7 protein-coding genes and 2 pseudogenes are annotated in these 15,149 nt (G+C 68.1%); 6 read left to right on the top strand and 3 right to left on the bottom strand.

Annotated features, from left to right (window positions below; all coding sequences use genetic code 11):
• Nucleotides 1–39: 39 nt before the first annotated feature.
• Nucleotides 40–738 (top strand): CPBP family intramembrane glutamic endopeptidase, encoded by a 699-nt coding sequence (locus ACWDX6_RS21180; protein ID WP_451486436.1) that lies wholly within the window; start codon nt 40–42, stop codon nt 736–738.
• A 78-nt stretch (nt 739–816) separates the two neighbouring features.
• On the opposite strand, the pseudogene ACWDX6_RS21175 reads toward ACWDX6_RS21180, so the two are convergent.
• A pseudogene (locus ACWDX6_RS21175) lies at nt 817–978 on the bottom strand (FMN-dependent NADH-azoreductase); the annotation flags it as partial.
• Between the two features lie 274 nt (nt 979–1,252).
• Between ACWDX6_RS21175 and ACWDX6_RS21170 the strand changes: the two are divergent.
• From ACWDX6_RS21170 to ACWDX6_RS21150, 5 genes and pseudogenes are all read left to right on the top strand, one after another.
• Nucleotides 1,253–1,705 carry an SRPBCC family protein gene (locus ACWDX6_RS21170; protein ID WP_451486435.1) on the top strand — a complete coding sequence of 151 codons (453 nt, stop codon included), beginning with the start codon at nt 1,253–1,255 and terminating at the stop codon, nt 1,703–1,705.
• 522 nt (nt 1,706–2,227) lie between these two features.
• Nucleotides 2,228–3,958: a hypothetical protein gene (locus ACWDX6_RS21165; RefSeq protein WP_451486434.1), complete on the top strand. Its 1,731-nt coding sequence runs from the start codon at nt 2,228–2,230 to the stop codon at nt 3,956–3,958.
• A gap of 77 nt (nt 3,959–4,035) precedes the next feature.
• Nucleotides 4,036–4,279 (top strand): annotated as a pseudogene (locus ACWDX6_RS21160) (hypothetical protein); the annotation flags it as partial.
• 244 nt (nt 4,280–4,523) lie between these two features.
• Nucleotides 4,524–5,462: a MerR family transcriptional regulator gene (locus ACWDX6_RS21155; protein WP_451486433.1), complete on the top strand. Its 939-nt coding sequence runs from the start codon at nt 4,524–4,526 to the stop codon at nt 5,460–5,462.
• Between the two features lie 211 nt (nt 5,463–5,673).
• Nucleotides 5,674–6,006: a GNAT family N-acetyltransferase gene (locus ACWDX6_RS21150; RefSeq protein ID WP_451486432.1), complete on the top strand. Its 333-nt coding sequence runs from the start codon at nt 5,674–5,676 to the stop codon at nt 6,004–6,006.
• 194 nt (nt 6,007–6,200) lie between these two features.
• On the opposite strand, the gene ACWDX6_RS21145 is transcribed toward ACWDX6_RS21150, so the two are convergent.
• Together ACWDX6_RS21145 and ACWDX6_RS21140 are read right to left on the bottom strand one after the other, a co-directional pair.
• Complete coding sequence (locus ACWDX6_RS21145) at nt 6,201–6,548, bottom strand: hypothetical protein (protein WP_451486431.1); 348 nt, start codon at nt 6,546–6,548, stop codon at nt 6,201–6,203.
• Complete coding sequence (locus ACWDX6_RS21140) at nt 6,548–14,473, bottom strand: ricin-type beta-trefoil lectin domain protein (protein ID WP_451486430.1); 7,926 nt, start codon at nt 14,471–14,473, stop codon at nt 6,548–6,550. The genes ACWDX6_RS21145 and ACWDX6_RS21140 overlap by 1 nt, the downstream gene beginning before the upstream one ends.
• Between the last annotated feature and the right edge of the window lie 676 nt (nt 14,474–15,149).

Raw genomic sequence — 15,149 nt, 5'->3', positions numbered from 1 at the left:
GGGGCCTGTGCCGGGACCCTTCGGCGATTCTGGGGAACCATGCGGACGCTGCTCTCGGTCGTCTTGGTACTCGCCGCCGTAAACGCGGTCAACAACCGGTTGGCGCCCGGCCTCTACGTGCCGGTCTCCGTCACCACGGCGGCCCTGCTCGCGCTGGCCGCGCGGCTCTCCGGACTGACGGCGGACGATCTGGGGCTCGGCAGGGACTCGGTCCGCCGTGGACTGCGATGGGGGCTGATCCTGGCCTCGGCCGTGGTCACGGTGTATCTGGCGGGGTTCGCCGTGCCGTTCACCCGCGATGTCTTCCAGGACCAGCGTGCCGCAGGTCTGGCAGTCGGCGAGCTGGTGTACCGCGTCCTGATCCGCGTGCCGCTCGGCACGGTGCTGCTGGAGGAGATCGCCTTCCGTGGTGTGCTGTGGGCCATGCTGGAACGACGGTGGGGTCACCTCTGGGCCACGGCCCTCTCCTCCTTCCTCTTCGGCCTCTGGCACGTCCTGCCGTCACGCGGGTTGACTCACGCCAACGCGGCGGCCGAGGCCGTCTTCGGCGCCGGCCCCGCCGGCGTGGCCCTGTCGGTGGTGACGGCTGTCGGCGGCACGGCCCTTGCCGGGGTTCTGCTCTGCGAACTCCGCCGCCGATCGGGGAGCCTGATTCCGCCCATGGCACTGCATTGCGCGCTGAACAGCACGGGGTACGTGCTGGCCTGGGCGGCCGGACGCGGGTGGGATTCCCCGTAGCCCCCTCACGGCCCGAGCCCACGGCACCGGACGCCGCGGCTGCCGCTACGGCTGGAGGGTGCGCGGGACGCCGTGCGGCTATGCGGCCAGACACATCACCAGTTCCTTGGCGTGGGACTCGGCGGCCGCCAGGGCTTCCGCGCGGGACGCCTCGACGAGCGGGACCAGGTCGGCCATGGCGGGAACGGTCGGGGCCATGGTCAGCTCGGGAACGATGAAGGTGACTTCCAAGAGGAGTCCCTGCGCCACGGGGTCCGCGAGGGAGTCCAGCTCGGACTGACCGCGACCGGCGGGGTCATCGAACAAGGTAAGGGGCCTTCGCGGGCGGCAGGGGATCACCTCTACCGCTCTGAGATGGCCGGGCGCGGGCCGATGCGGAATTCTCCTCAACACGGCGGGTCGACGGGCGCTGGCGCAGAAGTACGGCATGTCGCAGGTCTTGAAGAGGTGTGAGTTCGCGCGTGCGGGTTACGCGGATCCCAGTAACCCGTCCCCAACCAGAAGGAAATTCCCCATGTCGAAGGTCGAGGAGTCCGTCGAGGTCGAGGTCCCGGTCCGCGCCGCGTATGACCAGTGGACCCAGTTCGAGACGTTCCCGCGTTTCATGGACGGCGTGGAGCGGATCGAACAGCGTACGGACACGCTCACTCACTGGGTCACCGAGATCGGTGGAGTGCGCCGCGAGTTCGACGCCGTCATCACCGAACAGATCCCGGACGAGCGCGTCGCCTGGACGACCGTCGAGGGCGAGGCGCGCCAGGCCGGTGTCGTCACCTTCCACCGTCTTGACGACACCCGGACGAAGGTCATGCTCCAGATGGACTTCGCCCCCGAGGGGTTGACGGAACAGGTCGGCGACAAGCTCGGATTCGTCAAGCGGAAGGTCACGGGCGATCTCAAGCGGTTCAAGTCGTTCATCGAAGAGCGCGGCGGCCAGGAGACAGGCGCTTGGCGCGGCTCGGTGTGAGGATCCGTCGAGCGGCGCGGCTCCGCGCCCCGGCGTGATCAGGAGCGCCCCTAGGCGCGACGGCATGGTCCGGACGATGGCTCGTCCGGACCATGCCGTCGCGCCTCGTCAGAAGGGTGGGCGGATTCGCAGTCGAGGCGCGGGCCGCGTAGGGGGGCGGGTCGAAGACATCGTCCGGGGGCGGTGGCCCGGTCGCTACGCAGAGAGCAGGAAGAGCGGGGCCGGACGAGGGCCTGGACGATTCCGACGCGCGCGTGCCGAGCGACACGGCGGGCGGTGGCCTGGCCGCGGCCAATGAGCGGTCCAAGCGTGGCGTTGGCCGCTCGACTCGACCGCCTGGTGAGGTGGGCGGCCGTGGCTCTGCTCCGGACTCGATGATGCCCACCCAGGCGTGCCTGGCGCCTTGCACCATGAACGGCCGAACAAGCCCCGTCCACTCTCTCTGTGCGATCGCTCACCTCAGGGGGACGCTGAGTCCGCCCTCCCGGACAGTCAGCTCCCGGCGGCATCCATAATGCGCGGGTGAGCGACTCTCCCTCTCCGGGCCCCCTCCCCCTGGCTGCCGACGCGATACCGCCGGGCACCGCAGCATGGCACTCGGGGGACGCCGAACGCTGGCGCGAGGCCGCGCCGCGGCCCTGGGCCGACCCGCTGTGGGCGTTCCTCGCCCTGCTGGCCACGGCGGTCTGGGCGCTCGTGGACGCGCCCTACCCGGTGTGTTCCACGGCCACGCCCTGTGCCTCGGACTGGCCGGGGCTGGCGGGTGCGGTGGTCCAGGTCCTCACTCTGGTCTGGCTCTGGCGGCGGCCCGGTCTCGCGCTGCTCACCCTGACCGGGTCGATGGTGTCCCTGCTCGTGCACGGCACCCTCATGGAACCCTCCGTGCCGAACACGGCTCTGCTGCTCGCCGTCTTCTATGCCACGGCCACCCTGATCCACCGCGTGGGCGCCGTGCGGCGACAGCGCTCGCTGGCCCTGAAGGCGGCGGGGCCGGCCGGCGTGGCGAGCACGCCGCTGACCGCGGCTTCCAGGCACCCGTTCTCCTCCGTCCTGGCGGCCGCGCTGCTGCTCGCAGTGTCGGCCTTGGCCGTGTGGCAGGGCCTGCGGGTCGCCATCAACCACGACGAGCGGGCCGCGCCGGCGGAGCCGGCCAGCGCTGTAGTCGTGGAGGCCGACGAAGACGAACTCACCCTCAAGGTGCGCTTCGAGGACGACGGTACCCACACCTTCGACGTGCTGTTCCCCGAGCAGTACGAGACCGGCTCACGTGTGGACGTGCTGATGGACGACGACTGGGTGCGGCTGGCGGCCGAGCCGTACGACACGTTCGGTTGGGAGCTCCTCGCCCTGGTCACCACGGTGCCCGGCCTGGCCCTTCTCGCCAACGGCGCGGCGGTCCTGCGCTCCGGGCCGCTGCCGGTTCTGAGGGTTCTGGTCCGCGGGGACCGGGACGACCACCGGACCTGGGTGTACGCGGCGGACGACCGGGCGGGCGCAAGGCCGGTGCTGTACGTCGACGCGCTGCACGAGGACGAAGAGGAGCGGGACGAGGAGCGGGACGAGTACCCGGATCGCCCGCTGAGCGAGGCTCTGCTGTTCGGCACCCCGCACACAGGCGGCTCGAAACTCACCCTCGTCACCGCACGAGCGGAGGGCGAAACCCTCACGAAGTGCATCGTCGCGGCGATCCATCCCACGCCGGCCTGTGGTCCACTGACGGCCACCAAGGGGTCGCCACTGGTCCAGTCGGCCGACCAGACGTCACGTGTGGTGGCGATCGCCCTCCTCGCACTCGAGGCCGCCGCCATATGGGGCATGTTCTCAGAGGGCTTCTCCTGGCAGTGGGTGATCGCGGTCGGCCTTCTCGTCGGACTCATCAGTTCGGCCGCCACCGCTCTGAGCTGGCGCATCACCGCCGACAGCCGAGGCTTGTGGCTGCGGAGTGCCTGGCGCGTCCGGGGTCTTCCCTGGGAGGAGATCACCGCCGTCGACGCCCACCACGACCGCATCCAGATCCGTACCACGGGCGCCCACGACGCGAGCCTGTCGCCCGTCGGCTGGTCCTGGCTGGAACGCCGCCTCGGCCGCCGCCCCACCGCCGCCCGCACCGTGGCCACGCTCCGCCCCCTCCTCCACCACCCGGACCTGCGCCCCACCGCTACGTCCACCGCCGCCCAGCACGGGATGCCCCTGGGGCCCCTGCTCGCCGGTGCCTTCCTGCTCTGGGCGGCAGCGGTCCACTTCACACTCTGAGTGGGCGGTTCGTGAGACTTTGAGTGGCTCTGCTGTCGCCTGATGGTGTGGCGGCGGGGCGGAATCCACCGGTCCGCACCGGCCTCGCCGACCGGCCGCCCACTGCGGTGCCGGACCTACCCGAGCACCCGGACTACCCGCGCATCCTCGCCGCCTTCAACCATGCGCCCGGACCACTACGAGCCAGGGACGTCTGCCAAGCCCTGGGGTCACGAACTGCTGCCGAAGAACGTCGAAGGCACCCGCGCCAAGCTGAAACGCCTGGTCAAGCTCGACATTCTCACCGAGGTCGACACCGGCAACTTCACGAGAAAGTCATAGCCGGACACCTAGGGTCTTTCGTTTGGATCAGGCCGGATCAGGGAGCGGGGTCTGGTGCATGGGGTCTCCCCAGGCCCGCCAGGGCGTCGTCGTCCACCACCGCTGGACGCCCCGCCGGGCGGGGGGACCACCTTCGAGGGCCTTCGCCTGCCAGTCGCCGCACAGCATGGGGTGAGGCGAGTGGTTGCCTGGGGCAGGCGAAGCGACTTGAGTCTCCCGTAGGGGGAGACACAAAGGTGGGGGCATGGACGGTGACACGCTTTACTCGATCGGCGAGCTCGCTCGACGGACCGGTCTCACGGTCAAGACCATCCGGTTCTACTCCGATCGCAAAATCGTGGCGCCGACGGACCGCAGCCCGGCCGGCTACCGCCTGTACGACATCGACGCCGTCGCACGCCTTGGCCTCGTGCGGACCCTGCGCGAGCTGGGTCTGGGCCTCCCGACGATTCGCAAGGTCGTGGACCGCGAGCTCTCGCTTCCCGAGGTCGCCGCGGCGCACGCCGAAGCACTGGCGGTGCAGATCAGCGTCCTGCGCCGGCGGCGCGCGGTGCTGACGGCGGTGGCCGAGCGCGGGTCCACACCTGAGGAGACGGAACTCATGCACCGGCTGGCCCAGCTTTCCGAGGACGAACGCCGACGTCTGATCGGCGATTTCCTCGACGCCGTCTTCGGCGGACTTGACGCCGTCCCCGCATTCGCGGGGGTCATGCGCTCGATGACGCCCGAGTTGCCCGACAATCCGGAGGCGGAGCAGGTTCAGGCGTGGGTTGAGCTGGCCGAAATGTCCCTGGATCCGGGCTTCCGCGCCATGGTGCGGCGGATGGCCGAGGACCAAGCGGCCGAGCAGGCCCGAAGCGACACGATGGGCCCGCGACGCGACATTGCCGCCGCCGTCCGTGACCAGGCCAGCCCGGCCCTGACCGCCGGCATCGACCCGGCCTCGTCCCAGGCCGATCCGATCGTCGCGGCGTTCACGGCGCACTACGCGTACCTTCTCGGCCGCCCCGACGGCGTCGAGCTTCGCCGCCGGCTGGCGACCCGGCTGGAGAGCGTGAACGACCCCCGCAGGGAGCGGTACCTTCAGCTGCTCGCCGTGGTCAACGGCTGGCCGGTCATGGAGAGTCTGGCTCCCGTATTGGACTGGTCCGTCGAGGCTCTGCGCGTCCGGACACAGCAATGACGCCGACGCGAGGCGGCATGGACCGGACGCGGCTGGCGCCGGGTGAAAACGCCGCGACACATGATCGGTCGATGAGTGCCCCCGTTGTACTTCAGGTGGCCTCTACGCCGGTCTCTCCCGCTCTCGTTCTTCGCCCCTGGCGCATGGAGGACGCTGTCGCACTGGTCGAGGTGAGCCGAAATCACGCATTCGGCAGTGGGCGAGCTCTGTCGTGGTCAACGATGCCGAGGCGGCACGGTGGGTGCAGGCCCAGCAGCGGGGCTGGGCAGCGGGGAACCGGTTCGGCTTCGCCGCCCTTGAGGCACAACCCGACTCAGCTCCCGAACAGTTGGTGGGCAACGTGGTCCTCAAGGAAGTCGCCCCCGGCAGACCGGCGGCCGAGGTGGGCTACTGGACCGCGGCGCACGCTCGCGGGCGGGGAGTGGCCCCCCCGAGCTCTGGAAGCACGCACCAGCTGGGCCTTCGACCGGCGCCGCCCTCCCGCCCCCGCGATGGCCACATGCACATACGTAGGCGAACGAGCGCCCCCGCCGGCCCCGCCTGAGATCCCCGCGGGTGGACTGCGGATCGACTGAGGTTGCTCGCGCCGAGAGGGTCTCGGGGCGTTCGGCGAGGTGGCCGCGCTGACTGCTCTGCGGGGCGCCGCGGGAACTCGCCCCGACCGCATGACAGTGGGCGGCGACTCCGAAGAGTCGCCGCCCACGACTTCAGGCAGCAGCAGGGTCACCGACCCGAGTGTCAGTCCGTCCTCTTGAACGGTCCGAATCTGGATGGTGTCAGAGCGCTTCCGTCATCTTCGTGCCACTGGCAATGCGTCCCGTAGAGGTAGCCGGTTCCGCCGTTCAGCAGAAACCACTTGCCTGGGATTCCCTCGACGTCGATCGAGAACTGCGGGCGGAACTCCGGGTCCTCGGAGATCTCGAGCCGATCGCAGGCGGTCGACATGTGAAGGAAGTGCACGTTGGAGAAGAGAACGTCGATCCTGTTCGGTGAGGTCTCCGACAGGCTGCGCAGGAGCAGACGGCGGTAACTGACCGAGTAGTGCCAGATACGGAATGGGCGATCCCATTCAGCCAGAAGCCCCATCAAGAACCGCCTCCCAGGAACTTGGAACCCGAGAGGATCTCACTCGTGATGTCCCGCTCTCCCATGTAGAAGGAGATTCTACTCGAAGTGAGGTTGCCCACCCGGAAGGCTCGCTCCAGGATGGCCATCTCCCGCTGCGTGGTGTACCAGTTGTCACCCTGGCCCTGCGTGACGGCGTCATCGAAGACCTCGGCCGGAGTGCCCTTCTTCCCGCTGGTCATCTTGAAGCCGTCAAGACGGACATGGATATGGGTCTCCGGGTGCTCATTGGCGACATCCCGAACACTGGCGAGAGCGTCTTCGAATGTCTCGTCGCCCATGAAGTGGCTGTAGCCGTTCTCCTCGGCGAAATTCACCAGCCCGTTGTCCTCGGTCCCCAGGGCGACGTTCTTGATCTCCTTGTCGCAGTTGTGTACGAGGACCGACCTGGCCGCCGCGACCACGTAGTACGTGTGGACATCGCTGACGGTCAGGTTGTGGACAGAGGCCTGCTGGGCGGTCCAGCGCTTGATCGAGGCGATCTGGACGTAGGTGCCGGCACTGGTACGGAGCCACTGACCGGACTTCAGGTCGGTGGCCTTGACCCACTTACCCAGTTCGGGGGCCCAGAAGGGGTGGCCGTCGGTCGCGGTGACCTGGGCCGTCTTCGAGCCGTCCTTGCCATCGGTGTCGATCGTGACCTTCACCAGGTGCTTGAGGCCCTGGCCCTTGATCTCGGCGGTGACCACCTCGGTCCGGGTCTCCCCGGTCTCCGGGTCGGTGGCGACGACCTTCTCGCCGGTCCTGACCTTCTCGATCGGCTTGGTGGTGCCATCTGCCATCAACACCCGCGTGCCGGGCACGAAGCTGTTGCAGGTGGCGCCTTCCTCGGCCTTGCCGGAGCCGCCGCTTCCGCTGCTGCCGCCCTTGCTACGGGAGGAGCCGCCGGAGGAGCCGCCGGGCTTGCTCAGGCTGGTCTTGCCGCCGCCTCCCGAGCCCTTGGCCTTCCCGGAGCCGGCCGCGGAGGAGGCCTTCGGAGCCGACTTGGCCTGCGCCCGCTTCTGAACCGGGTTACCGGTCTTCTTCTTCTGGGCCAGCGCCCTGTCAGCGATTCTCTTGGCCTGTTCGGCGGCTTTCTTCTTCTTTTGCGCGGCCTCCTTCTTGGCCTTCTCGATGGCGGCCTTCTTCGCCTTGAGCGCTGCCTCCTCAGCCGCCTTGGCCGCCTTCAGGACGGCCTCGGCCGCCTTCTTCGCCGCCTTGAACGCCTGGATGGCGTCGATGGTGCGGTTGACGGCCTTGAGGACGGACGGGATCTTGCCGAGCTTGGTCCACGGGATGGCCCCGATGATCAGGCTGCCGCACGACCACATGTCACCGCCGAAGCAGGCCATGGCGTCGTTGATACCGATGAAGTCCTTCAGCGTCTCCCAGGCCACGGCAAGGATCACCGAGGTGAGGGACTTGCCCATGGTGGCCTGTGCCTGCGCCACCTGCGCCGCCGACAGACCGGCGCCCGCCAGGGCCGCGGCCTTCTCCGAGGCGGTCAGACTGATGGACAGACCGGTCGGGTCGGAGTGGGTGACCGGGTTGTTGTGCGCGTAGGTGTACCCGTTGGACTGCAGCGGGTCGTTCATGTCGACGATCGGGTCGGCGGACAGGAAGCGTCCGACCTCCGGGTCGTAGAGACGCGCGCCGAGGGGTGTGTAGCCGGAGGCGTCGTCCCTGGTCTTGCCCAGGAACCCCTTGTGGTTCTGCAGGTTGGCACCGGCTGTGCCGCGCTCGTTGCCGAACGGATCCTGCTTGCGGATGCGCACCGACATGCCGCCGTAGAGGGCGACCTCCGCGTAGGCGCTGCCCTGGTGGTCCGCGGTCTGGGCGACCAGGGTGTCGGAGCCTGTGCCGTAGGCGAATCGCATGACCGCGCCGCCGGGAGCGGCGTAGGTCCGCTGGGTGCTGATCAGGATGCCGCCCTGCTGGACGGTCACCTCGTCGTCACCCAGGTGGAGGGTGGCCTGCTTGCCCTTGATGGTCAGCAGACGCGCGCCGTCAGGGCCGTAGATGTGACGAGTGTCGTTCTGCGGGGCCCACAGCTGAGCGGCCGACGTGCCGGCGCAGGACGCCAGGACGATGGGAGTCGCGTTCGCCGTGAGACCGTCCTTGACAGCGACACACAGACCCGACGCGATGTGCGTCAGCTGCCCTGTCGCGTTCCGCTTCAGCTCCTGCGCGGCGGTGCCGTCGCACTTCTGGACCTGGAGCGCGGACCCGGCCGTGTTCGCGGCCGGCTGGAGGCACCAGGTGTCGTAGACGGACAGCGTGCCTCGGTTGGGGTCGGGCTGCGTACCGGCCACAGGCGCGGGAGTGGGAGTGAAGGTGAAGTTCTGCGCCGCCGTGGCGTTGCAGCCGTACAGCTGGATCGGCTGGCCGGGCGCTCCCGTGCCCGACTTGAGGTCCAGGCACTTGTCCGCGAGACCGACGTACGGGGTCTTGCCGCCGCTGCCCTGACCGGTGATGCGGTCGACCTGGCCGTCAGGCGTCCACGACAGCGACTGCTTGTCGCCGTTCTCGAGGGAAGTGACCGACTTGGTCTCACCGGTGAGCTCGTACAGCCGCTCCGCCTCGTTCTTGACCGCGGCTCCGGCAGGCGTCTTGAACGTCCTGGAGACCTTGGTCAGCGTCTGCGGCTGGGAGCCGTCGGCCTTGCCATAGGTGTAGCCGGTGACGGCGTCCTTGGTGGTATCGCCGCTGAGATCCTTCTCGGTCAGCTTCTTACGGTTGCCGAGCAGGTCGTACTCGTACTCCTGCCAGTAACCGGACGTGTCCTTGCCCGCCGTCACGTTGAGTGTGCCGTCGGTGTTCTTCGGTGTGGTGCAGGCAGTCTGGTCCTTGGAGGTCCAGGCCGACTTCAGCTGCCCGAGCGGGTCGTAGGAGAAGCACTGCCGCTCCTCGATCCCGACCGACTTCTCCTGGATGCCCGTGACATTGCCGGCCGGGTCGTAGGTGTACGACCGGTTGGACACCAGGTTGCCGCCGACGATCGAGTTGTCCGCACCGGTGCCGGACTTCTCGCGGTAGACGAGCTGGTCCTTCAGCTCACCGCTGCCCTCGTCGAACGAGTTCTGCGTCCACACCCGGTAGGGCTGCGCGCCCAGGGTCGAGCGCATGACCTGGCCGTACGGGGAGTAGACGGTCTCGGAGCCGTACCAGTCCTTGCCGGAGAGCGAGAGGGGCAGGCCCTCCTTGTCGTAGCGGACGACCAGCTTCTCCGCGGCCAGCTTGCCGACCGCCGGAAGCTGAGCCTCCTCCAGCAGACCGGTGTCCGTGTAGGTGTAGCCGTAGGTGTAGTCCTTCGTCAGACCCCAGGTGTCGGCGAGGGTCTGCGGAAGGCTCAGCGTGGTCGAGGTCGGCTGGTAGTCCCTGGTGTAGCCGTTGACCTTCTGGGTGTACGCCAGGCCGTCGGTGTAGCGGGTGGCGGTGGCGGGCAGGCCCTTGCCACCGGCGACGGTGTCGTACGTGTAGTCCGCCAGCACCGCGCCCGTGGAGGTGTCAAGCCGCTGCTGCTTGGGCCGCGACAGCTCGTCGTAGCCGTTCCAGACGGTGACGCCCCGGGCGTTGGTGGTGCTCAGCACGCGGTCGCGGTGGTCGTAGGAGATACGTGTGGTGCCCGCGTTGGGGTCGGTGGAGGTCTCCATCCGGCCGCGGTGGTCGTAGGTCCACGTCCAGGGGTGAGTCCCGTCGGCCGACTTGACGGCCTTCTCCAGTCTGCCCTGTGCGTTGTACTTGTAGCTCGTCGACGTGAAGCCACCGGGAGCCGCGGGGTTGAAGGTGTCGACGCGGGACGTGCGGCCCAGCGCGTCGGTGTAGACCCGGTAGGACGAGGCTCCCTGCGGGTTGATGACCTTCGACCAGTCGGTGCCGTACTCGTACGTGGTCGCCCGCTCCGGGTACGCCTTGGAGATGGCTTCCTTGGTCGTGGGGTCGACCCACTTGAGGTACGGGGTCTCCTCGACCACACGGCCGAGGCCGTCGTAGGTGTAGCGGGTGATGTTCGGAATGGCCGTGTCGGCGAGGGGAGTGAAGAGCTCGCCCGGCTTGGCCTCGTACGTCAGGTAGGCGTTGTTGGTCTGGAAGACCTCGCCGGAGCTGTTGTAGAGGGTGTCGGTGACGAGGTGACCGCGACCGCCGGTGGCCTCTTCCTGCGTCTGCCGCTCGCGGCCGAGGCCGTCGTAGAGCGTGACGGAGGTCTCGATCCGGTCCTCGTGGCCACGCGCGTACGTGGTGACGAACGGGGGCTTGCGGATCTCGAGTGTCGGGTCGTCCGGGTCCGACTCCGGCTTCGGGATGGTGTAGACGGCGCGGAAGTCCGGCACGGACGAGCCGGACGGGGTGCGGCCGGGAGCCCACGCCTCGGCGAGACGGCCCAGCGGATCGTACGTCGCCTCACTGACGTGCCCGTTGACGTCGGTCGTCTTGAGGGTGACCGCGCGGCCGGGCTCGATCTCCTGGACCTGGGTGTGGGCCAGCGAGTTGGACTGGGTGACCTTGAAGACCTGCCCCGTGGGCGGGTCGAAGGCGATCGTGGACGACTTCTGGTCCGGGTCGGTCTGCCGGATCACACGGCCGATGGCATCGAAGCCCTTGGTCCCATTGGTCTGGAAACCGGAACCGGCACCGTTCAGCGACCAGGACTCGCTGGCCAGACCACGGGTGGCGGCGGCGAGCGCGGTGCCGTAGGCGGTGCCGTCGTAGGCCGTGCGGGTGGCACCGCTGAGCGTCGTGAGGTCCGCGAAGTTCGCGGCCGCGCAGGAGGTGGACGAACTCAAGACCTGCTTGGTCAGACCGATCAGGTTCTTGTCGGTCTGGTGCAGGTACTCCATCTTGGTGCACGACTCGTCGCCGGCCTTGCCGGTGTCACCGAAGGACTCGACGAGGGTGGGCAGACCGTGGGTCGGCTCGTACGTCGTCAGGGTCCGCACGGTCCGCAGGGTGCGCGGGTCGTCGGTGTTCGTGCCGGAGGACTTCGTGTAGGCGATTTCCTCGGGCTCGGTGACGCGCCAGGCCTTGAGGTCGCTCAGGCCGTCCTCGCGGTCACGCTTGCCCAGCTCGGTGGCTTCGAGCTTGGTGATGGAGCGGGTCAGCCAGTCGGTGTCGGCCTTGTCCGCGCCGGTGTAGGACAGCTCTTCGGCTATTCGGCCGGCGAACGCCTCGCGGTCCTTGGCGATCTCGACGCCGGTGATGTCCTTGACGGGTACGGTGTCGCCCATGCCGCGGAAGTAGCGGGTGACCGCCTTGGTCCGCGGGCTCTCCAGACCGGGCGTGTTCTCGCCCGTCGAGCCCTCACCGTTGTCCGCGTCGGACGGCTTGGGGCCCGTGAGGACCGTGGTCTGCTCGAAGCCCGCGAACTGCGAATACGTCCGCGTGGACTTCTTGCTGAACTCCTGCTCGGCGAGCTTCCAGCCGGCGTTCTTGTACTCGTAGAACGTCTTCGTACCGTACGAGCCGGAGACGTTGGGGAGCTCCTCGATGGAGTTCGCGACGTACTTGTGGAACCAGTCGATGTCCTCCTTCTCCGGGTCCGGGTTCCAGTACGACGGGTAGCACAGGCGGTTGTTGGCCTTCAGAGCGGCTGTGTCCGTCTTGCCGGGCAGATTGTGCCCGTTCGCACAGGCGTCCGACGTTTCTCCCCACGCCGGGATGCTGTAGGTGACAGCTGTCTCGCCACCGTATTCGTTGATGACACGGGCAATACGCAGCCGGGAGAACCCGGGCCGCGGGTCGATCGAATCACCCTTCTTGCCTGTCGCGTCATCCGCCGTCTTGCGCAACATGACGCGGTTGGGCATGTCTTCGGCGTTGGGCTCGAAGCGCACCGGGTTGAGGGCGACGCTGGCGTCGGTGGAGCCGTTGCGGGCGTAGCCGGTGCGCTGGATGGACTCCAGCCACAGGGCGGTGTTCACGCCCGTCTTCAGGGAGGCGAAGCTCTGCTTGAGCTGGTACTCGTCCACGACCTGGCGGGCGGTGGTGTCGGTACGGCGCTGGGCGGAGGTGGTGATCTTGTCCAGGCGCTTGCGGGTCCAGAAGGTCGGACCGGCGTTCCAGCACTTCTTGCCGGCCACGCAGCGAAGGTCCGCGGGGGTGTCGTACCAGATGCGGTACTTGCCCGGGTCCTTGTCGATGAAGTTGGCCTCGGTGCAGGTGAGCGTGGTCTCGGTGTAGCAGCGCTCCTCGACGGAGAAGTTCACCCGCGCCGGAGCGGGGGCGGAGAAGATGCTGTCCTTGCGCTGGCCGTAGTCGATCCGCGCGAGGTAGCCGTCGCGGTGGTACTCGACGGGGGCCTTGAAGTTGAAGTTCCGCGCGTAGTGGTTCAGATCGCGCTTCCACCACAGCGACATCGCGTTGCCGTGGATGTCCTCGACGTAGTCGAGGTTCCAGCGCCAGGCCTGGTCGCAGGCGGAGTTCTTCCAGTCACCGGCCTTGTAGCACGGCTCGCCGGCGTGGTTGCCGTAGACCGGCACCGCGAGCACGGAGTCGGTGTACGGGTCGTCGGCGGCGGTGCCGTTGTCCGACCAGCCCGGCAGCTTGTTCAGGCCGAAGTGGTACTTGGTGCCGTCCTTCGTGGTGACGACCCAGTACTCACCGTCCGCGTCCTTCATCCCCGAGCGGGGGTCCTTGGTGGTGTCCTTGATCCGCTCGATCTTCGAGCCGTCACCGTTGGCCGTGAACCACGTGCCCTTGGCCGCGTCCCACACCAGCTCGGTGGTCATGCCACCCAGCGACAGGGTGGCGTTCTCCGAGCCGTAGCACTGATCCGCCGTCCTGTGGGTGGCGTTGTTGGAGCCGGCCTTCTTGGAGTCCTGACGGCAGTTGGCGTACGTACGGGTGATGGAACCCGCGTTGTAGTCCCAGCCGTCACCGACCCACGAGGCCTGGTTGTTCGACGCGGACGTGCGCCCGTCCACGGACTGCGAGGAGTACCCCAGGCTCACCTTCGGCATCAGACCGCCGGCCGTCTCAGGCACCTGCACCTGATAGCCGTAGGTGAACGCGCCAGAAGAAGAACCCGCCGACCAGGAGCCCGACGACAGCAGCGGGGAGGCGGTGAAGTCACCCGAGGCGGAAGAACCGGTGTCCAGGTAGCCGACGGCCGATCCTCCGGTCGTCTCGGCGGCTGGCAGGATCGCCCTGCGTACAGAAGCACCCGATGTGTGGGCACCGCCGTCGAGCAGCTTGGCGACCGGGATCGTACCGGTCAAAACCTTGCGGGTCTTGGCGTTCTTCGCCGCCGCGCTCTTCGTCGGGGCGTCCTTGGCGGGCACCTCCGACACCGAGCTCTTCAACCGCTCGAAACCGGGCTCGTCCTTACCGCCCGCCATCGTGGTCGTACCGTCGTCGGCGCACTCACCCGCCGTCGGATCCGAGTACACACACTCCGGCAGCAGCATCAGACCGAAACGCTCGGCCGCCTGCGGACCGTAGAGGTCGGCGAAACCGGTCGTGTCGACGCTCAGCTCGACCTGTGCGGCCGGGTCCGCTGTCGCCGGCGGCGTCAGCTTCATGACCAGACCGGACACACCGGCGGTCTGGGACGTCTCCGGCGAAGCAAGGCCGACAGTCCACTGACCGGCGACAGCTGCCGGGTCCGTGCCCGCCGGCACACCCAGGCCGACCCCTGGCAGATTTGTGACCGGGACCGTGGTCCCGGGCGCGGCGGTGGACGGGTCGGCGTTGCCGGTGCCCTGCTGCCACGGCGTGACGGCCTTCGGCGCGTACTCCGTGACCGGCACCTCCGGCGCCGTCGTCAGCGCCTTCTGCGCCGTCGCGTCACCGTCGAGCGTCGTGGACTTCGGCAGATCCGGCAGATCGACCTGCGAGGTCCCCTGCTCGCGGCTCATCCCGTCGCCCGGGATCGCCAACGCCTGCGAGCTCAAGCTGGTCACGGTCAACATCGAGGACAGCAAAAGGACAGTCGCCGTGCGGCTGAGCCGCCGGCGCTGTCGTTGTGACTCCGTCAAGGCTAGGCGTCCCCGCCCAAGCCATGACGGTGGACCTGAACCACGCATACGTGACGACTCCCACCCAGGTAATACGACAACGGAAAAGGTGCGGAAACACCAAAGAGCACGCACCTGGTTCAGGTGCGTGCACGCGCACTCTCTGTCATGTCGGCAGTGCGTTCAAGGTGGGCGACAGGAGGGGAGCCGGCGTGGAAGTGATCTGCCGCACAGCGTATTTCGAGGCAGGACGTCACTAGTGATGATCTTCGCCCCCTACCCGGAAGATCATCATATTCTGGCCTTATGAGCCTTCTTAAAGGTACAAGGGGGACAAATTGGCTATCTCCCCGCGTAGTTCGGGGGCATGGGTAACGCTTTCACAACTCCTTTACCTGTGGACTCCCTGTGTCGCTCGTGTGATCGTGAGCGCGCCTTGTGCCCCGCGGTATGCCGTACGGGGCCGGTCTGTGCTGCCTCATTCCGCCTGGCCCCTACGGGAGTTGCCCCACCGTGTCCTCGCCACCACCTCGTTGTCTCAGCCCCTTCGTGCGCACGCGCACTCGGCTGTCCCTCACCATCGGCCTCGTTCTGGCCGCCCTGACCGCCACGTTGCTGCCCTGGTGGCAAC

This window comes from Streptomyces sp. NPDC003027 (genome assembly GCF_053591435.1).
This window is presented reverse-complemented; position numbering and strand designations above follow the sequence as displayed.

Bases quoted from the DNA above. Each gene is read 5' to 3' on its own strand.
- ACWDX6_RS21170 (WP_451486435.1), top strand. From the start codon at position 1,253: ATGTCGAAGGTCGAGGAGTCCGTCGAGGTCGAGGTCCCGGTCCGCGCC.
- ACWDX6_RS21180 (WP_451486436.1), top strand. From the start codon at position 40: ATGCGGACGCTGCTCTCGGTCGTCTTGGTACTCGCCGCCGTAAACGCG.
- ACWDX6_RS21140 (WP_451486430.1), bottom strand. From the start codon at position 14,473: ATGTTGACCGTGACCAGCTTGAGCTCGCAGGCGTTGGCGATCCCGGGC.
- ACWDX6_RS21145 (WP_451486431.1), bottom strand. From the start codon at position 6,548: ATGGGGCTTCTGGCTGAATGGGATCGCCCATTCCGTATCTGGCACTAC.
- ACWDX6_RS21155 (WP_451486433.1), top strand. From the start codon at position 4,524: ATGGACGGTGACACGCTTTACTCGATCGGCGAGCTCGCTCGACGGACC.